Below are 17,699 nucleotides of genomic sequence, written 5' to 3' on the forward strand. Positions count from 1 at the left end.
GATGTACGAACTGGGCGTCGTCTACCGCAACATCCAGCGCACCGACTCGGCCGTCGCCGACAAGCTGGCCGCGCTCGGCAGTGCCACGGTCCATGAAGCGATGGGCCGTGTCGGCCTCTTGAAGCCCTACATGCGGCCGATCTACGCCGGCGCGCAGGTGTCGGGCACCGCCGTCACCGTGCTGCTGCATCCGGGCGACAACTGGATGATGCATGTCGTCGCCGAACAGATCCGCCCCGGTGACATCGTCGTCGCGGCGGTCACCGCCGAGTGCACCGACGGCTACTTCGGCGACCTGCTCGCCACCTCCTTCCAGGCGCGGGGCGCCCGCGCCCTCGTCATCGACGCCGGCGTGCGCGATGTGAAGACGCTCGCCGAGATGAAGTTCCCGGTGTGGAGCAAGGCCATCAGCAGCAAGGGCACGATCAAGGCCACGCTCGGCTCGGTCAACATCCCCGTGGTCTGTGCCGGCATGCTGGTGACGCCGGGCGACGTGATCGTGGCCGACGACGACGGCGTGGTGTGCGTGCCGCGTGCCATCGCCGCCAAGACGCTGGAAGCCGCCGTGGCCCGCGAAGCCCTCGAAGGCGAGAAGCGCGAAAAGCTCGCCTCCGGCGTGCTGGGCCTGGACATGTACAAGATGCGTGAGCCGCTCGAAAAAGCCGGCCTCAGGTACATCGACTGACACCGATTCGCTCGGTGACGAAGGAGCGCTCCATGAACACCGATCCCAAGCAGTGGCACGTCGGCCTCGTCGGCTATGGCGAGGTCGGCCGCATCCTGGCCGAAGACCTGCGCAAGCAGGGCGTGAAGGTCAGTGCGCATGACCTGAAGCTGCACAGCGAAGCCGGTTCGCCGCTGCGCCAGCACGCGGCCATTCACGGCGTGAGGCTGTACGAATCACACGCCGAGCTGGCGGAAAACGCCGACTTCATCCTCAGCGCTGTTACCGCCAGCCAGGCTGTGCCGGTGGCCGAAGCCTGCGCGCCGTCGATTCGCCCGAGCGCCTTCTTCCTCGACTTCAACTCCGCCTCGCCGGGCGCCAAGATCCGCGCGGCCGACATCGTCAACCGAAATGGCGGGCGGTATGTCGAAGGGGCGGTGATGACGTCCATTCCGCCCTATCGCATCAAGGTGCCGCTGCTGCTCGGCGGGCCGGATGCCAAGGCGCTGATGCCGCTCCTCAACGCGCTCGGCTTCGACAGCAAGGTGACGAGCGAGAAGCTCGGCGTCGCCTCGGCCACCAAGATGTGCCGCAGCATCATGATCAAGGGGCTGGAGGCGATGGTGATCGAGAGCTTCACCACCGCCCGCGCCTATGGCGTGGAAGACGCGGTGATCGCCTCGCTGGTCGAGACCTTCCCCGGCATCGACTGGGAAAAGCAAGGCGCCTATTTCTTCCAGCGCGTGATCGAACACGGCCGCCGCCGCAGCGAAGAGCTGCGCGAGGTGGCGCAGACGGTGCGCGAGATCGGCCTGGAGCCCTGGTCCGCGAGCGGCACCGCCGAGCGGCAGGCCTGGGTCGCCGACCTGGCCGACGCCGGCCTCTTCGGCCCGAAGGGCACGAAGGAATTCGCCCGCAGCGTCGACTGGCGCACCGAGGCCGACCGCCTGCTCGCCCAATTCAAACCCATCGACTGAACCGTCTCATGCAATTCGAGAAGACCCCCGGCTGGCTCGACTGGTACGCCGGCCCGAGCAAACCCGCCTTCACGCTCCCCGCGGGTGCGGTCGACGCTCACTGCCACGTGTTCGGCCCCGGTGAGGAGTTCCCGTACGCCCCCGAGCGCAAGTACACGCCTTGCGATGCATCAAAGCACCAGCTCTACGCCTTGCGCGACCATCTGGGCTTCGATCGCAACGTGGTCGTGCAGGCCACCTGCCACGGGGCAGACAACCGCGCGATGGTCGATGCGCTCATCCATTCGAAAGGCAAGGCGCGCGGCGTGGCCACGGTCAAGCGTTCGGTGACCGACGACGAGTTGAAGGCGATGAACGAGGCCGGCGTGCGCGGCGTGCGCTTCAACTTCGTCAAGCGCCTGGTCGACTTCACGCCCAAGGACGAGCTGATGGAGATCGCCGCGCGCATCGCCCCGCTCGGCTGGCACGTGGTGATCTATTTCGAGGCGGTCGATCTGCCGGAGCTGTGGGACTTCTTCACCGCCCTGCCGACCACCGTGGTGGTCGACCACATGGGACGGCCCGACGTGAGCAAGCCGGTCGACGGGCCGGAGTTCGAACTGTTCGTGAAGTTCATGCGCGAGTACCCCAACGTGTGGAGCAAGGTCAGTTGTCCGGAGCGTCTTTCGGTCTCGGGCCCGCCCGCCCTGAACGGCGAGCGCCACGCCTACCGCGACGTGATCCCGTTCGCCAGACGCATCGTCGAGTCCTTCCCCGACCGTGTGCTGTGGGGCACTGACTGGCCGCACCCGAACCTCAAGCACCACATGCCCGACGACGGACTGCTGGTCGACTTCATCCCGCACATCGCGACCACCGCCGAGCTGCAGAAGAAACTGCTGGTCGACAACCCGATTCGGCTCTACTGGCCCGAAGAGGCCCGCTGACCCCATGACCCGCTCGCTGCTCTGCATGACCCTGCTCGCCGGCCTCACCGGCTGTGCCTCCACCGGCGTGCTGACGAGCGCCGACCCCAAGGCCGGCTGTGCCTCGCTCGCCGGCACGACGGTCGCGGCCGAGCGCATCGGCCTGCCGAGCGGCGTGGCACGAGTGACCTCCGCCACCTGGGTCCCGGGCAGCAAGCTCGCCGTCGCCGAACGTGGCCCCACCCCGTCGGCCACCATCACGCCGGCCACGCCGGACCACTGCAGGCTGCTCGGCAGCATCGCCCCGCTGGACCCGGCGGCACCGCCGATCCAGTTCCAGCTCAACCTGCCCGAACGCTGGAACGGCCGCTCGGTGCAATACGGCGGCGGCGGCTTCAACGGCACGCTGATCAGCGGCCTCGCGCTGCTGCCCGCCGCGCGCTTCGACGAACCCGCGCCGCTGGCGCGTGGCTACGCCACCGTCGGCACCGACTCCGGCCACCAGACCCACCCCGGCCAGCCGCCGCAGGCCTTTGCGCTCAACGACGAAGCGCTCGTCAACTTCGCCCACGCGTCGTACAAGAAGGTGCGCGACGTGGCGGTCGCGCTGATGCAGTCGGCCTACGGGCGCGGCCCGAGCCGGCTCTATTTCGTGGGCAGCTCCGAAGGCGGCCGCGAAGGCCTCACGATGGCGCAGCGTTACCCCGACGCCTTCGACGGCATCTTCAGCCGTGTGCCGGTGATCCACTGGACGGGCCTGCAGCACGCCGGCCTGCGCGATGGCCTGGCGACCATGGGTGAAGGCTGGATCCGCCCACCGCAGGTGAAGCTGGTGCACGACGCGGTGCTCGCCGCCTGCGATGGGCTCGATGGCCTGGCCGACGGGATCGTCGGCGACCCGGTCGCCTGCAAGACACGCTTCAACGTGGACGCGCTGCGCTGTTCCGGCACCCCGAGCGACGCGTGCCTGAGCGCGGCACAGGTGCAGTCGGTGAAGACGCTGCACGCGCCGCTGCGCTTCGACGTCGACCTCGCCCACGGCGTGCGCGACTACCCCGGCCGCGGCCCGAGCGGCGAAGGCCTCACCTCCTACGGCCCGACCGGCGGCTGGTCAACCTGGTGGCTGGGCAGCGTGCCACCCTCGCTGCCGCCGCAGCCGAGCAACAGCATCGCCTGGTACTACGGTGCGGGGGCGATCCAGTATTTCTACGCCCGCGACCCGGCCTACGACCTGCTGAAGTACAAGCCGGCCGACCATGAGAAGCGCATTCGGGAGGTCTCGGCGCTGATGGATGCGACCAACCCCGACCTGCGTGCCTTCCGTGCGCGCGGCGGCAAGCTGATCGTTCTGGAGAACATGGCCGACTACGCACAGAGCCCGTACGCCGGCATCGCCTACCACCAGTCGGTGGTGCAGGCGATGGGGCAGGCCAGCGTCGACGGCTTCTTCCACCTCTACACCGCGCCTAACGTCGACCACGTGGGCACCGGCGGCCCGGCCAATGTCGACATGCTGGGCGCGCTGACCGACTGGGTGGAGCGCGGCCAGGTGCCCGCCAAGCTGCAGCTGGTGGAGCAAAGCGCCAAACCGCCCTTCACCGTGTCTCGCTCACGCCCGCTGTGCCGCTGGCCGCTCGTGCCGCGCTACCTCGGCAGCGGCAACGTCAACGCGGCCTCGAGTTTTGAATGCCGTCCTTGAGAGGACTCTCCATGTCACTTGAAAAACCGTACCTCGACATCCCTGGCACCACGATCTTCGATGCCGAACAGTCCCGCAAGGGCTTCCACCTCAACCAGTTCTGCATGTCGCTGATGAAGGCCGCGAACCGCGAGCGCTTCAAGGCCAACGAGCGGGCCTACCTCGACGAGTGGCCGATGAGCGAAGAGCAGAAAGAGGCCGTGCTCGCACGCGACCTCAACCGCTGCATCGCGCTCGGCGGCAACATCTATTTCCTCGCCAAGATCGGCGCCACCGACGGCAAGAGCTTCCAGCAGATGGCGGGCTCGATGACCGGGATGACCGAAGAGGAGTACCGCAACATGATGATCGCCGGCGGCCGCTCGGCCGAGGGCAACCGCCGGCTCGGCGAAGACGGCGACGCCCAACCCCACCGCCAGCCGCAAGGCGCCGCTGGCAAGACGAAATGAACTGACATGGCCAAGATCACCGCATCCGTCTACACCTCGCACGTGCCCGCCATCGGCGCGGCGCTCGACCAGGGCAAGACCGGCGAGCCCTACTGGCAGCCCGTCTTCAAGGGCTACGACTTCTCCAAACAATGGATGAAGGACAACACGCCCGACGTGATCTTCCTCGTCTACAACGATCACGCCACGGCCTTCAGCCTGGAGATGATCCCGACCTTCGCCATCGGCTGCGCCGACCGCTACCAGCCGGCCGACGAAGGCTACGGCGCGCGGCCCGTGCCCGTGGTGGAGGGCGACGCCGAGTTCGCCTCGCACATCGCGCACTCGGTCATTCAAGACGACTTCGACCTCACCATCGTCAACAAGATGGACGTGGACCACGGGCTCACCGTGCCGCTGTCGCTGATGTTCGGCCAGCCCGACAAGTGGCCCTGCAAGGTGATCCCGTTCGCGGTCAACGTGGTGCAGTACCCAGTGCCCTCGGGCCAGCGTTGCTACAACCTCGGCAAGGCCATCGGCCGCGCGATCGCGAGCTACGACAAGCCGCTGAACGTGCAGATCTGGGGCACCGGTGGCATGAGCCACCAGCTTCAGGGGCCGCGTGCCGGGCTCATCAACAAAGAGTTCGACAACAACTTCCTCGACCGCCTGATCGCCGACCCCGAAGGCCTGGCCAAGGTGCCGCACATCGACTACGTGCGTGAAGCCGGCAGCGAAGGCATCGAACTCGTGATGTGGCTGATCGCACGTGGCGCCATGAGCGCCAAACCACCCAAGGTGGCCCATCGCTTCTATCACGTGCCCGCGTCGAACACCGCCGTGGGCCATCTGATCCTGGAGAACCAAGCATGACGATCAAGGTAGCACTGGCAGGCGCCGGCGCGTTCGGCATCAAGCACCTCGACGCCATCAAGCTGATCGACGGTGTGGAAGTGGTGTCGCTGATCAGCCGCGACCTCGGCAAGACGCAGGAAGTGGCAGACAAGTACGGCATCCGGCACGTCACCACCGACCTCGCAGACAGCCTCAAGATCAAGGAAGTGGACGCGGTGATCCTGTGCACGCCGACGCAGATGCACGCCGAGCAGTCGATCGCCTGCCTGACCGCGGGCAAGCACGTGCAGGTGGAGATCCCGCTCTGCGACGTGCTGAAAGACGGCGAGAAGGTCGTCGCGCTGCAGAAGGAGACCGGCCTTGTGGCGATGTGCGGCCATACCCGCCGCTTCAACCCCAGCCACCAGTACGTGCACCAGAAGATCGTCGCGGGCGAATTCAACATCCAGCAGATGGATGTGCAGACCTATTTCTTCCGCCGCACCAACATGAACGCGCTCGGCCAGCCGCGCTCATGGACCGACCACCTGCTGTGGCATCACGCCGCGCACACGGTTGACCTCTTCGCCTACCAGTGCGGCTCGCCGATCGTGAAGGCGAATGCGATCCAGGGCCCCATCCATCCGACGCTCGGCATCGCGATGGACATGTCGATCCAGCTGAAGGCGGCCAACGGGGCGATCTGCACGCTCAGCCTGAGCTTCAACAACGAGGGCCCGCTCGGCACCTTCTTCCGCTACATCGGCGACACGGCCACCTACATCGCGCGCTATGACGATCTCTTCAACGGCAAGGACGAGAAGCTCGACGTGAGCAAGGTCGCCGTGAGCATGAACGGCATCGAGCTTCAGGACCGCGAGTTCTTCGCCGCCATCCGCGACAAGCGCGAGCCCAACGCCAGCGTGGCGCAGGTGCTGCCCTGCTACCAGGTGCTGCACCAGCTGGAACAGCAGCTGCAGGCGTGATGCAGCAGCGCCGGCTCGGCCCGTTCACCGTCTCGGCCCTCGGGCTGGGCTGCATGAACCTGAGCCATGCCTATGGCGCGCCGCCCTCGAAACCCGAGGCCGAGGCGCTGCTGCTGCGCGCGCTCGACCTGGGCGTCACGCTCTTCGACACCGCGGCGCTCTATGGTTTCGGCCTCAACGAAACGCTGCTCGGCGAGGTGCTGTCGCCCCACCGGTCAAGGTTCACGCTCGCGAGCAAGGGCGGGCTGCACGGCAACGCGGAAGGCAAGCGCGTGGTCGACGGCCGGCCCGAAACGCTCAAGTGGAGCTGCGAGCAGAGCCTGAAACGCCTGCGCACCGACGTCATCGACCTCTTCTACCTGCACCGCTGGGACAAGCGTGTGCCCATCGAAGACAGCGTGGGCGCAATGGGCGACCTGGTGCGCGAGGGCAAGGTGCGCACGATCGGCCTGTCGGAAGTCTCGGCGGCGACGATCCGGCGCGCACATGCCGTGCACCCGATCACCGCGGTGCAGACCGAATACTCGCTGTGGACGCGCAACCCCGAGATCGCCGTGCTCGACGCCTGCCGCGAAGCTCGGTGCCGCCTTCGTGGCCTTCAGCCCGTTGGCGCGCGGCTTTCTCACCGGCACCCTGCAAGACGTCACGACGCTCGGCGAGCGCGACATCCGCAAGACCATGCCGCGCTTCTCACCCGAGAACTACGCCGCCAACCTCAAGCTGCTCGACGGCTACGCCGCCATCGCGGCGCGCGTCGGCTGCACGCCCTCGCAGCTGGCGCTGGCGTGGCTGCTGCACCGCGCCCCGCACATCATCCCCATCCCCGGCACACGCCGCATCACGCACCTGGAAGACGACCTCCGCGCGGACGCGGTGAGGCTCGATGCCGGTGTGATGCAGCAGCTCGACGCGCTGATCAACCCGCGCACCGTCGCCGGCCCACGCTACGACGCAATGGCGCAGGCGGGCGTCGACACCGAAGAGTTCTCCGCATGAGCGTTGCCGTGCCCCTCGTGCTGCTGCCCGGCCTGCTGTGCGACCGCGCGGTCTGGGCACCGCAGATCGAGGGCCTGCGCCATCTCGCCGAATGCCACGTGGCCCACTATGGCCTGCTCGACAGCCTCGGCGCGATGGCGCGCCATGTGCTCGACACCGTCCCGGCCGAGCGCTTCGCCCTCGCCGGCCACTCGATGGGCGGCCGGGTCGCCTTTGAGGTGTGGCGCCAGGCGCCCGGGCGCGTCACCCACCTGGCGTTGCTCGACACCTCCTACCACCCGCTGGCCCCCGGTGAGGCCGGCGAGAACGAGCGGCTCGGCCGCCACACGCTGCTCGACAAGGCGCGCCGCGAAGGCATGCGCGCGATGGCCGACGAATGGGCCCGCGGCATGGTGCACGAGAGCCGCATCGGCGGCCCGGTCTTCGCGGCCATCCTCGACATGTTCGAGCGCAGCACGCCCGAGGTGTTTGGGGCGCAGATCAAGGCGCTGCTCGATCGGCCCGATGCCGACCCGCTGCTGCCCACCATCACCTGCCCGACGCTCGTGCTGTGCGGGCGCGACGACGCCTGGAGCCCGCCCGCGCGCCACGAACACCTGCAGGCGCGCATCGCCGGTTCGCGGCTGGTGGTCGTCGAGCGCTGCGGCCACATGAGCACGATGGAGCAGCCCGAGGCGGTGACGCAGGCCTTCGCGCGCTGGCTCAGCGCCGACTGAGCGCGACACGCCCAGCCCGCTCGGCGTGGGCTTTTGGGGTGGGATCGCCACAGAGTCGTCGGCGTTTTCCCGTAGCTGAATCCTTTCATCGGACCGGCGCCGACCCTGGTCGCAAGAAGCTTCAAGGACGAATCGCACGCGAGTGCAATATTCCGCGCCACCCTGAACCCGTCAGGGCAACGAGGGCGCAGATGGATGGCGCCCACCATGACAAGGAGACAGAGATGGTTTCGCGCTTCATCCGGGCCGCCGCCCTCACCGCCGCCACCGCCCTGCTGGGCACCGCCGCCTGGGCCGGTGACTTCACCGCCACCTATTCCGCGGGCCTCAGCAGCTACCGCATCAAAGGCACGGAGCCCGCGTCGGGCAAGCACCCCGTGTTCATCTACACCGTGGGCACCACCGAGGACTACGACAACGCCCAGGCGATGGGTGCGGTCGCCGAGATGGCCGCCAAGGGCTTCGTCGCCGCCGCCGTGCAATACGACAGCAGCCTCTTCGGCACCTGCTCGCAGATCCTGTCGAAAGCGCGCTACATCTACAACAGCGGCTCCAGCAGCAGCGCCATCTCGCGGCTGTGCTCGCGTGCCACCGCCGACTGCAGCAAGGGCGTGGTCGTGGCCGGCTTCAGCCAGGGCTCGGTGATCGCGATCAACGCGCGCAACTACGACAGCCGCGTGCGCGCCGCCTACGGCATGGGGTCGCACAACCTGTACACCACCTACGTGATGAACTCGTGCATGAACGCCGGCCGCTACACGCTGAACAAGAACAACGTGCGCATCGTCAACGGCCAGAGCGACATCTTCCCCGGCGGCACCGCGACCACCGTACGGTCGTCGTCGGAAGCCGTTGCCGGCAAGAGCTGCGGTTCGCTCGCCTACGAGTGCCTGAACACCAACGGCAGCGGCTGGATCATGATCCGCGACAGCGCCGTGGGCGACGGCTCGGCCGACCACTGCTACCAGCGCGTCGGAGGCTGCGTGGGCCTGCAGAGCACGACCGACAGCACCTGGCGCAACGGCTCCACCAACTGGGGCCTGAAGGCCAACCTGAACTGGCTCAACGGCTTCGTGACGCACTGAGCCCGACCCACCCGTCGTGACGCGCGCTGCGGCCTCGCCTGGGGCCGCAGCGCCGGCACGTCTTGATCCCCACCCACCACGAGAAAGGTCCGCCGATGGCCGCCTTCTCCACCCCGTTCTGGGCGGCCGTCGCCAGCGTCGCGGCGCTCGCCGCCGGTGTGTCGTACCTGGCGCACCCGTCCGACGAAGGCCACGACCCCGTCCATTCGCTGGGCGCTCCGCCCGACCGCAGCGCGCGCCTGGCCGACGTGATGCTGCCCGCCGAGGCGGACGACACCGCGGCCACACCACCGCCCGCCCTGCGCGCCGGCAGCCCGTTCACCGTCGACGCGCTCGGGCGCCTGGTCGTCAGCGCCAAGACCCTGCCGGTGCTCGACAGCTGGCTGGCACTCGTGGCCCGCGGCCAGCCGCTTGCACCGCTCGAACCGCGCCTGCGCGCCGAACTGCCGCCGCTGGCCGCCGAGCGGGCCTGGCCGCTGCTGCAGCGCTACGCCGCCTACCGCGAGGCCGAGCGCGAGATGCTGCGCGAGCTGAAGGCACACGGCGCCGTGCCGCCACGCGAGCTGCTCGACAAGACCATGGCGCTGCGCCGCCGTCATTTCGACACAGTGACGGTGCAAAAATCTTCGGCGTGCAGGAAGCGCGTGCGCTCTATGCGAGCGAAGTGGCGCGCATCTTTGCCGACACCAGCCTCACCGAGACGCAGCAGGCGCAGCGCCTGTTCGCCCTGCGCATGGGCCTGCCACCCGAAGTGGCCGCGCAGGAGTTCGCCGGCACCGAGTTCTCGGTCGCGATGGAGCGCATCGCCGCGCAGATGCGCGACGAGGGCGAGAGCGACGACGAGGTGGTGTTTCGCCGCCGGCAGTTCGTCGACGTCGAGGGCGCGAAGTCGCCGGTCGAACTCGAGCGCGAGCAGCTCGACACCCGTCGCCAGGCCTGGTCGCTGCGCCACCCCGCCTTCGTGCGCCAGCGCGACGCGCTCTTTGCGGCCCACCCGTTCGACAGCCCCGAGCGCGCGGCCCTGCTCGACGAGCTGCTGCAGCAGCACTTCCAGGGCGAGCAGCTCCACGAAGCCCGCAGCCTGGGCCTGCACTGAGGCGCCCTCGTTCCGTTCACCGCTTTCCCGTTCGACACCCACCAGGAGACAACCAGATGAAGACCTTCGGAAAACGCCTGCTGCAACTCGGCCTCGCCGTGTGTGCCACGTCGCTGAGCGTCAGCGCCTTCGCGCAGAGTTCGTTCACGACCACCTACCGCGGCGGCACCACCAGCCTGTGCGGCAGCACCTACACCGTCAAAGGCTACGAGCCCAGCGCCACGGGCAAGTACCCGGTGTACGTGCACATCGTCGGCACCGGCGAGACCTACGACGGCGAACTCGCGATGACGCAGGTGCAGGCGATGGCCAACAAGGGCTTCGTCGCCGCCACGGTGGAGTACTCGAACGGCAGCTTCGGCTCCTGCTCCAGCATCGGCACCAAGGCGCGCTGCATCTTCAACAGCGGCAGCAGCAACAGCGCGATCGCCAAGCTGTGCGCGCGCAGCAAGGCCGACTGCTCCAAGGGCGTGGTCACCGGCGGCCTGAGCCAGGGTTCGATCATCTCGGTGCTGGCGAAGAACTACGACAGCCGCGTGCGCGCCTCGTACGGCCAGGGCGCCGGCACCAACTACTCGATCTACAACCTCAGCTCGTGCATGAACAACGGCGGCCACACCCAGGCGGCCGACCGCATCCGCCTCGTCAACGGCGAGTCCGACACCTTCGTCGGCCCGACCGCGAGCAACGTGCGCACTGCCAACCAGGCGATCACCGGCCTCTCGTGCGGCAGCAGCGCGTACTCGTGCTTCCGCAGCAACGGCAGCGGCTGGTACATCGTGCGCGGCAGCGAAGTGCAAGACGGCTCGGCCGACCACTGCTACATGATGGTCGGCGGCTGCACCACGCCAAGCGGCATCGACAGCGGCTTCCGCACCGGCAGCGCCGCCTGGCAGATGAACGCCAACCAGAACTGGCTGAAGAGCTTCGTCACGCCCTGACACCTCCGTGGCCTCGCCCTACCTCGTGTGGGGCGGGCCGTCCGCAGCGGTGAGGTGTCTGCCAGAATTTTCGGCATGCACGCCTCACCGCTCGGCGCTCCCATCTCCCTCCGGCTGACCCAGGCCGCGACGGCCTTCCTGCTGGCACTGCTCGCCGCCTGCAGCTCCACCCCCACCCGGGATGGCCCCGAGGCCAAGCCGCCCAGCGGGCTCGACAAGACACCCGATGCGCAGCCCCGGGTCGAGCCCATCCGCAGCGGCGGCCCCAACAAGCCCTACACGGTGAACGGGCGCAGCTACACGCCGGTCACGACCGACAAGCCGATGGCCGAGAAGGGCCTCGCGTCCTGGTATGGCCGCAAGTTCCACGGCCGGCCCACGGCGAGCGGCGAGCGCTACGACATGTATGCGATGAGCGCGGCGCACAAGACCATGCCGCTGCCGAGCTACGCCCGGGTGCGCAACCCGGCCAACGGGCGCGAGGTGATCGTGCGCGTGAACGACCGAGGCCCCTTCCACGCCGACCGGGTGATCGACCTCAGCTACACCGCCGCGCTGCGCCTGGGCGTGCTGAACGGCGTGGCGCCGGTGGAGGTGGAACGGCTCACGCACGAGCAGATCCGAAGCGGCGCCTGGAAAGCCGACGGCCCGCCCGAGGCGGCGGAGCCGGTCGCCACGGCCCGCACCGATGGCAGCGACCGCGCCGAGCCGGTCGCCCCGGGCTTCTGGGTGCAGCTGGGCGCCTTCCGCCAGCGCGACGGGGCCGAACAGTTCCAGCGCCAAGTGGCCGGCGAACTGGACTGGCTGTCGCCTCGCCTGGCGGTCATCGGCGAGCCGCAGCTCTTCCGCCTGCAGGCCGGGCCTTATGGCTCACGCGGCGAAGCCACCGATGCGGCCGCGCGCATCCGCGAGGCCCTGAAGCTCGTGCCGGTGGTCGTGGAACGCCGCTGACCTGCGGCGCGGCGCGCTTCCGTGCCCGGGGTGGCATTCACCCCCACACCCCACAAAACTGCACACCCGACGAATATTGGCCAGCGGAAAGATTGCACAACCGGGCAAAAACCTCAGCAAGCCCTCGCAAACCAAGGGCTTTCCCTGTGTTTTCGGCCAGATGTGACAAGAAGTACACGGCCGGAGGAAAAACCCGGAAGCCTAAGTTGGACTACCGTGCAACATTGACTCCACCCTGAACTGTCTCAGGGCAACAAGAGGGCGGAAGCCAGAGACGCCGCCCGGCACCCACCCAATGGAGATCGTCGTATGCACTCTCGTCTGATCCGCACCGCTGCCACCTTCGTCGGGGCCGCCGCCGCCCTTCTCGGCACCGCCACGGCCTGGGCCGGCGACTTCACCAGCTCCTACTCGGCTGGCCTGTCCACCTACTCGATCAAGGGCACCGAGCCCGCCACGGGCAAGCACCCGGTGTTCATCTACACCGTGGGCACGACCGAAAGCTATGACAACGCCCAGGCCATGGGCGCGGTCGCCGAGATGGCCGCCAAGGGCTTCGTCGCCGCCGCCGTGCAGTACGACAGCTCGCTCTTCGGCACCTGCTCGCAGATCCTCTCGAAGGCGCGCTACATCTACAACAGCGGCTCCTCCAGCAGCGCCATCTCCAAGCTGTGCGCCCGCGCCAGCGCCGACTGTTCCAAGGGCATCGTCGTCGCCGGCTTCAGCCAGGGCTCGGTGATCGCCCTCAACGCGAAGAACTACGACAGCCGCGTGCGTGCCGCCTACGGCATGGGCTCGCACACCTCGTACACGACCTACGTGATGAGCTCGTGCATGACGCCGGGCGGCTACACGATCTCGAAGGACAACGTGCGCGTCGTCAACGGCCAGAGCGACAGCTTCCCGGTCAACAGCGTGCGCTCGTCGTCCGAGTCGGTCGCCGGCCGCAGCTGCGGCTCGCTCGCCTACGAGTGCCTGGCCACCAACGGCAGCGGCTGGATCATGATCCGCGACAGCGCCGTGGGCGACGGCTCGGCCGATCATTGCTACCAGCGCGTCGGCGGCTGCCTGGGCCTGCAGAGCACGACCGACAGCACCTGGCGCAACGGTTCGACCAACTGGGGCCTGAAAGCCAACCTCACCTGGCTCAACGGTTTCGTGACGCACTGAGTCGCCTCGTGACAACGGGCATGCGCCGCAGGGTGCATGCCCGCCGCGAAGCACCCCCGCGAAAGGGCTGACCCATGGCTGCTTTCTCCACCCCGTTCTGGATGGCCACCGCCGGCATCGTCGCCGTCGCGGCGGGCACCGCCTACCTGGCGCGCGCTGACGCGGGCGGGCGCCTGGACAGCTCGGCGCAGGCGCTGGCCCTGCACGAGGGCGCGCGCTACATGCGCCCCGACGCCCCGATCGCCGACGACGACCTCACGCCCAAAGCGCCCACCGACAGCGGCACCGGCGCGGCGCGCGAAGGCCAGCCCTTCACCATCGACACGCTGGGCCGCCTGGTGGTGACCCACAAGACCCTGGCGGTGCTCGACAGCTGGCTGCCGGCCGCCGGCCAGGCGCTCGCGCCGAGCGAGGCGCGCCTGCATGCCAACCTGCCGCCGTTGGCTGCCGAGCGCGCCTGGCGCCTGCTGCGCAGCCACGCGGCCTACCGCGCCGCCGAACGCGAGCTGCTGCAGCAGCTGAAAGCGGCCGGCCCGATCCAGCCGCGCGAGCTGCTCGACCGCAGCATGGCGCTGCGCCGCCGCCACTTCGACTCGGTCTCGGTGCAGGAAGCTCTTCGCCGTGCCCGAAGCCCGCGCGCTCTACGCGTCGGAGGTGGCGCAGATCCTCGCCGACCCACGGCTCAGCGAAGCTCAGCAGGCGCAGCGCCTGATGGCCTTGCGCATGAGCCTGCCGCCCGAGGTGGCGGCGCAGGAGTTCGGCGGCTCGGAGTTTTCGTTTGCGCTGGAAAAGCAGGTCGCGCGCATGCGCGAGCAAGGCGAGAGCGACGCCGAGGTGCTGTACCTGCGCAAGCAGTTCGTCGACGTCGAAGGTGCGCGATCGGTGATCGAGATCGAGCGCGAACAGGCCGAGGTGCAGAAGCAGGCCTGGGAGCTGCGCCACCCCGGCTTCGTGCGCGAACGCAACGCCCTGCTCGCCGCCGAGATCGAGGTGGTCGACAAACAGCAGCGGCTCGAAGCCCTGCTGCGCCAGCACTTCCAGCCCGACGAGATCGGCGCCGCCCGACTCCACAGCGGGCTCTGAGTTTTTCGCCCCAACCGGAACTGGCCTCAGCGCCCGCCCGACACGTCGACCAGCGTGCCGGTGGTGTAGCTGGCCTCGTCGGACAGCAGCCACACGATCGCGCGGGCGATCTCGTCGGCGCGACCCACCCGCTGCATCGGGATCATGTGCATCGACTGCTGGGCCCGATCGGGCATGCCGCCGGAGGCGTGGATCTCGGTGTCGATGATGCCGGGGCGCACGCCATTCACCCGCACGCCCTCGGTCGCCACCTCGCGCGCCAGGCCGACGGTGAAGGTGTCGATCGCCCCCTTGCTCGCCGCGTAGTCGACATACAGGCCGGGCGAGCCCAGCTTGGCCGCCACCGACGAGACGTTGACGATGGCCCCGCCCGCGCCGCCGTGGCGGGTGGACATGCGGCGCACCGCCTCGCGGGCGCAGACCATGCTGCCGATGACGTTGATGCCGAACATGCGCTGCAGGCGCGCCACGCTCATCTCGTCGACGCGCGACTGCAGGTCGACCACGCCGGCGTTGTTGACCAGGCCGACGAGCGGCGGCAGCTCGGCGTCGACGCGGGCGAACATGGCCAGCACCTGCGCCTCGTCGGCCACATCGGCCTGTACCGCGAGGGCCTGGCCGCCGGCCTGGCGGATGGCGGCGCACACCGCGTCGGCGGCGGCCGCATCGCGGGCGTAGTTGACGGCGACCACATGGCCGGCCGCGGCGCACAGGCGCGCGGTGGCCGCGCCGATGCCGCGGCTGGCGCCGGTCACGAGCACGGTGCGGGGGTCACTCTTCGGCATCGTTCTTCCTCGCCTTCGCATCGAGCCGCGTCTGCAGGTCGGCCACGCCCTGCATGAACTGCGGCACCTCCACCGGCTTGGCCACCCGCAGCGCGGGCGGGAACAGGTGGTTCATGTAGAGCTCGCTGCCCAGGCGGTCGGTCGCCTGCACGTTGAACCACAGGCTCAAGCCCAGGCCGGTGAGCGCACTGCCGAGCGCGAAGCCGAGCGTGCGCCGCGGGTGTTGCGGCTCCACCGCCTGCAGGTGGAAGTACAGCATCGCCCCGAGGATGGCGTAGGCCGGCACGAAGTTGAAGTCGGTGAGCCAGGGCCACGAGAAGGCGAAGGCGAGCAGCGCCGTGCCGGCCATCAGCGCCTCCCAGGCCAGCACCGCCAGCAGCATCACCCGCAGGTGCCAGCCGAAGTGGCCCTGGTGGGTGAAGACCTTGGACAGGAGCGTCCACACGCCGGCCCAGCCGAAGCCGATGGCCAGTGCCGAGATCGCAAACGAGGCGAGCGAGCGGGTCAGCAGGTCGGGCTCGCTCTCCAGCCAGGTGTTGAAGCCCAGCACCAGTGCCGAGGCGAGCGCGAGCAGCAGCAGCGTGGGCAGGCCCTGCGTGAGCACCCGCGCGGCGCCCAGCACCTGCTCGGGCGCGAGCACCTGCGTGGCCAGCCGCAGACGCAGCTGCGTGCGGCCGAGCTGCAGCGACACCGGCTTGTCGTGCGGGCCGGCGGGCAGGGCCAGCTGCTGGCCCGCGGTCAGCACACGGCCGTCGCACTGCAGGCCGTTCACGCTCTCCCCCACCGTCAGCGCGAGCTGGCCGTTTTCATCGCGAGCGATGCGCAGGTGCTGCGGCGCGGTGTAGGGGTCGTCGAGCACCAGGTCGTTGTCGAACGCGCGCCCCACGCGCAGCGGCCAGGCCCCCACCTTCAGGCTCTGGCGCACGACGCCGTCGCGGTCGAGCACCTCCAGCACGGCCAGCGTCGAGCCCGCGGCCACCGTCATTTCACCCATGCGTAGGCCTCGATGTAGTGCTGCGCGAGCTTCATCGCGCTGGCATAGCTCACGCCCTGGGCGTCGAAGCGGCCTTGCACGCCGGCCTGCGGCTGGTCGAGCGTGGCCACGAGCACCGCCACGTCATACAGCTTGGGCAGCTTCTTGTAGGCGCGCAGGCAGACCACCGTGCGCAGCGCCAGGCCCTTGCGGTCGACGTAGCCCTCGTGGCACTGCGGCTTGGTCTGGTGCTGCGGGCCGAGGCGGCCGAAGCCTTCGTTGCGGAAGCTCGCGGCGTATTGCTTGGCGAAGCGCATCGTGCCGAGCCGGCTGCCGTCGTAGGCCTCGTGCCGCGTGGCAATGGTGCCGGTGTTGAACTCGCCGACGAAGATGCGCGTGTCCATCACGCAATCGGAGCGCTCGAAGTCGAGCCCGCCGGTGCGCGAGGGTTCGCTGCTGCCCCAGCAGCGCATGAAACGGTCGGGCGGCACCGGCACGCTGTAGCGCGGGTGCGTGCCCGGCTTCCAGCCTTGGGCGATGAAGCGTTCGGTCAGCACGTCCTGGTGCGCCGCCAGCTGCGCCGAGACGATGGGCCAGGCGTTGCCCTTGAGCGGCTCGGCGTCGCGCCCGCGCGCCAGCAGCGCGCTGGCAAACGAGGCCGGCACCAGAAAGCTCACCTGCTCGCCGTCGACCCGCCGCGCGACGTTGATGCCGATCACCCGCCCGGCCTGGTCGAGCGCCGGGCCGCCGCTCATGCCGCCGCTCAGTGAGCCAGCAAAGAAGATCTGCGGGTAGAAGCTGCGCTCGACCAGCCCGTTGTAGTTGCCCTCGATCACCGCGAAGCCCACGTCGAGCGGGTTGCCGAGCGAGTACATGCGCTCGCCCTGGGCGAGCTTGTCGGTGTCGGGGCGGAAGGTGAGCGCATCGAAGCCACTCGCCTTCTTCGGGTCCTGCACCTTGAGCAGCGCCAGGTCGTGCAGCACGTCGAGCATCAGGATCTGCGCCGGCGTCTCGCGGCCGTCGGCCGTCACCAGCACCAGCTCGTGCCGCTCGGGCTTGAGCGCGGCCTCGCTGACGACATGGAAATTGGTGATCAGGTGGCCGTCGCGGCTGACGATGAAGCCCGAGCCCACCGAGGTCTGGCTCGCCTGGCCCTTGAGCACGGTGCGGATCTGCACCAGCTGCGAGCGCGCCTGCTCATAGACCTTGCGCGCCGAAAGCGACACGGGCGCCGACGCGGCGGGGTCGGCGGCAGGGGCCACCACGGGCACCGGCGGCGGCGGTGCGGCCCACGCTGCGGCACCGGCACAGGCCAGCGCGAGCAGCGCGGCCAGGCGCTGGAGTTGGACTCGCATCGCGAAGGATTCTACGGATGCACGCCCATCGGCACGCTTGGTACAAGTGGCCCGG

General features: G+C 69.1%; 16 protein-coding genes and 2 pseudogenes. 15 read left to right on the top strand and 3 right to left on the bottom strand.

Translation table 11 applies throughout. The features are described 5' to 3' along the window. Nucleotide 1: 1 nt before the first annotated feature. The 15 genes and pseudogenes from ligK to LRS03_RS17065 all read left to right on the top strand — a co-directional run. Nucleotides 2-685, top strand: a complete 684-nt coding sequence (gene ligK, locus LRS03_RS16995) for a 4-carboxy-4-hydroxy-2-oxoadipate aldolase/oxaloacetate decarboxylase (protein ID WP_257826902.1) — start codon at nucleotides 2-4, stop codon at nucleotides 683-685. A 14-nt stretch (nucleotides 686-699) separates the two neighbouring features. After that, complete coding sequence (locus tag LRS03_RS17000; protein WP_257826904.1) at nucleotides 700-1,641, top strand: DUF1932 domain-containing protein; 942 nt, start codon at nucleotides 700-702, stop codon at nucleotides 1,639-1,641. Nucleotides 1,642-1,649: 8 nt separating this feature from the next. Further along, a complete protein-coding gene (locus tag LRS03_RS17005) occupies nucleotides 1,650-2,567 on the top strand; it encodes an amidohydrolase family protein (protein ID WP_257826906.1) in 918 nt (305 codons plus the stop codon). Nucleotides 2,568-2,571: 4 nt separating this feature from the next. Next, nucleotides 2,572-4,245 carry a tannase/feruloyl esterase family alpha/beta hydrolase gene (locus tag LRS03_RS17010; RefSeq protein ID WP_257826908.1) on the top strand — a complete coding sequence of 558 codons (1,674 nt, stop codon included), beginning with the start codon at nucleotides 2,572-2,574 and terminating at the stop codon, nucleotides 4,243-4,245. An 11-nt stretch (nucleotides 4,246-4,256) separates the two neighbouring features. Continuing rightward, nucleotides 4,257-4,694, top strand: coding sequence for a protocatechuate 4,5-dioxygenase subunit alpha (ligA, locus tag LRS03_RS17015; protein WP_257826909.1), 438 nt, complete (start codon nucleotides 4,257-4,259; stop codon nucleotides 4,692-4,694). Nucleotides 4,695-4,700: 6 nt separating this feature from the next. Continuing rightward, a complete protein-coding gene (locus tag LRS03_RS17020) occupies nucleotides 4,701-5,546 on the top strand; it encodes a class III extradiol dioxygenase subunit beta (protein WP_257826910.1) in 846 nt (281 codons plus the stop codon). Then, nucleotides 5,543-6,493 (top strand): Gfo/Idh/MocA family oxidoreductase, encoded by a 951-nt coding sequence (locus LRS03_RS17025; protein ID WP_257826911.1) that lies wholly within the window; start codon nucleotides 5,543-5,545, stop codon nucleotides 6,491-6,493. The genes LRS03_RS17020 and LRS03_RS17025 overlap by 4 nt, the downstream gene beginning before the upstream one ends. Continuing rightward, nucleotides 6,493-7,489: pseudogene (locus LRS03_RS17030) on the top strand (aldo/keto reductase). Before LRS03_RS17025 ends, LRS03_RS17030 begins: the two are co-directional and overlap by 1 nt. Continuing rightward, nucleotides 7,486-8,205: an alpha/beta fold hydrolase gene (locus LRS03_RS17035; protein WP_257826912.1), complete on the top strand. Its 720-nt coding sequence runs from the start codon at nucleotides 7,486-7,488 to the stop codon at nucleotides 8,203-8,205. The pseudogene LRS03_RS17030 and the gene LRS03_RS17035 overlap by 4 nt, the downstream one beginning before the upstream one ends. Before the next feature lie 224 nt (nucleotides 8,206-8,429). Further along, complete coding sequence (locus LRS03_RS17040; protein WP_257826914.1) at nucleotides 8,430-9,290, top strand: hypothetical protein; 861 nt, start codon at nucleotides 8,430-8,432, stop codon at nucleotides 9,288-9,290. A gap of 16 nt (nucleotides 9,291-9,306) precedes the next feature. Further along, complete coding sequence (locus tag LRS03_RS17045) at nucleotides 9,307-10,386, top strand: lipase chaperone (protein ID WP_257826916.1); 1,080 nt, start codon at nucleotides 9,307-9,309, stop codon at nucleotides 10,384-10,386. A gap of 56 nt (nucleotides 10,387-10,442) precedes the next feature. Beyond that, nucleotides 10,443-11,327 carry a hypothetical protein gene (locus LRS03_RS17050; protein ID WP_257826917.1) on the top strand — a complete coding sequence of 295 codons (885 nt, stop codon included), beginning with the start codon at nucleotides 10,443-10,445 and terminating at the stop codon, nucleotides 11,325-11,327. Between the two features lie 75 nt (nucleotides 11,328-11,402). Further along, entirely contained in the window at nucleotides 11,403-12,278 is an 876-nt protein-coding gene (locus LRS03_RS17055; RefSeq protein ID WP_257826919.1) for a septal ring lytic transglycosylase RlpA family protein, read from the top strand. A 309-nt stretch (nucleotides 12,279-12,587) separates the two neighbouring features. Further along, a complete protein-coding gene (locus tag LRS03_RS17060) occupies nucleotides 12,588-13,448 on the top strand; it encodes a hypothetical protein (protein ID WP_257826921.1) in 861 nt (286 codons plus the stop codon). A 618-nt stretch (nucleotides 13,449-14,066) separates the two neighbouring features. Continuing rightward, nucleotides 14,067-14,531, top strand: a pseudogene (locus tag LRS03_RS17065) (lipase secretion chaperone); the annotation flags it as partial. 26 nt (nucleotides 14,532-14,557) lie between these two features. Here the strand turns inward: LRS03_RS17065 and LRS03_RS17070 are convergent. Genes LRS03_RS17070 through LRS03_RS17080 form a run of 3 tightly spaced genes read right to left on the bottom strand, consistent with a single transcriptional unit; the run spans nucleotide 14,558 to nucleotide 17,644 of the window. Beyond that, the gene (locus LRS03_RS17070) at nucleotides 14,558-15,316 is read right to left on the bottom strand and encodes an SDR family oxidoreductase (protein ID WP_257826923.1); all 759 of its coding nucleotides are present in this window, start codon (nucleotides 15,314-15,316) and stop codon (nucleotides 14,558-14,560) included. Further along, nucleotides 15,303-16,310: an FHA domain-containing protein gene (locus tag LRS03_RS17075; protein ID WP_257826924.1), complete on the bottom strand. Its 1,008-nt coding sequence runs from the start codon at nucleotides 16,308-16,310 to the stop codon at nucleotides 15,303-15,305. The genes LRS03_RS17070 and LRS03_RS17075 overlap by 14 nt, the downstream gene beginning before the upstream one ends. Then, nucleotides 16,298-17,644: a S1C family serine protease gene (locus LRS03_RS17080; protein WP_257826925.1), complete on the bottom strand. Its 1,347-nt coding sequence runs from the start codon at nucleotides 17,642-17,644 to the stop codon at nucleotides 16,298-16,300. Before LRS03_RS17080 ends, LRS03_RS17075 begins: the two co-directional genes overlap by 13 nt. Nucleotides 17,645-17,699 lie beyond the last annotated feature (55 nt).

Origin of the sequence: Rhizobacter sp. J219 (assembly GCF_024700055.1) — a bacterium.
Classification (GTDB): Bacteria; Pseudomonadota; Gammaproteobacteria; order Burkholderiales; family Burkholderiaceae_C; genus Rhizobacter.

Excerpts from the sequence above, each read along its gene's own strand:
- ligK (WP_257826902.1), top strand. The coding sequence starts at position 2 with ATGTACGAACTGGGCGTCGTCTACCGCAACATCCAGCGCACCGACTCG.
- LRS03_RS17005 (WP_257826906.1), top strand. The coding sequence starts at position 1,650 with ATGCAATTCGAGAAGACCCCCGGCTGGCTCGACTGGTACGCCGGCCCG.
- LRS03_RS17010 (WP_257826908.1), top strand. The coding sequence starts at position 2,572 with ATGACCCGCTCGCTGCTCTGCATGACCCTGCTCGCCGGCCTCACCGGC.
- ligA (WP_257826909.1), top strand. The coding sequence starts at position 4,257 with ATGTCACTTGAAAAACCGTACCTCGACATCCCTGGCACCACGATCTTC.
- LRS03_RS17020 (WP_257826910.1), top strand. The coding sequence starts at position 4,701 with ATGGCCAAGATCACCGCATCCGTCTACACCTCGCACGTGCCCGCCATC.
- LRS03_RS17025 (WP_257826911.1), top strand. The coding sequence starts at position 5,543 with ATGACGATCAAGGTAGCACTGGCAGGCGCCGGCGCGTTCGGCATCAAG.
- LRS03_RS17035 (WP_257826912.1), top strand. The coding sequence starts at position 7,486 with ATGAGCGTTGCCGTGCCCCTCGTGCTGCTGCCCGGCCTGCTGTGCGAC.
- LRS03_RS17040 (WP_257826914.1), top strand. The coding sequence starts at position 8,430 with ATGGTTTCGCGCTTCATCCGGGCCGCCGCCCTCACCGCCGCCACCGCC.
- LRS03_RS17050 (WP_257826917.1), top strand. The coding sequence starts at position 10,443 with ATGAAGACCTTCGGAAAACGCCTGCTGCAACTCGGCCTCGCCGTGTGT.
- LRS03_RS17055 (WP_257826919.1), top strand. The coding sequence starts at position 11,403 with ATGCACGCCTCACCGCTCGGCGCTCCCATCTCCCTCCGGCTGACCCAG.
- LRS03_RS17060 (WP_257826921.1), top strand. The coding sequence starts at position 12,588 with ATGCACTCTCGTCTGATCCGCACCGCTGCCACCTTCGTCGGGGCCGCC.
- LRS03_RS17070 (WP_257826923.1), bottom strand. The coding sequence starts at position 15,316 with ATGCCGAAGAGTGACCCCCGCACCGTGCTCGTGACCGGCGCCAGCCGC.
- LRS03_RS17075 (WP_257826924.1), bottom strand. The coding sequence starts at position 16,310 with ATGGGTGAAATGACGGTGGCCGCGGGCTCGACGCTGGCCGTGCTGGAG.
- LRS03_RS17080 (WP_257826925.1), bottom strand. The coding sequence starts at position 17,644 with ATGCGAGTCCAACTCCAGCGCCTGGCCGCGCTGCTCGCGCTGGCCTGT.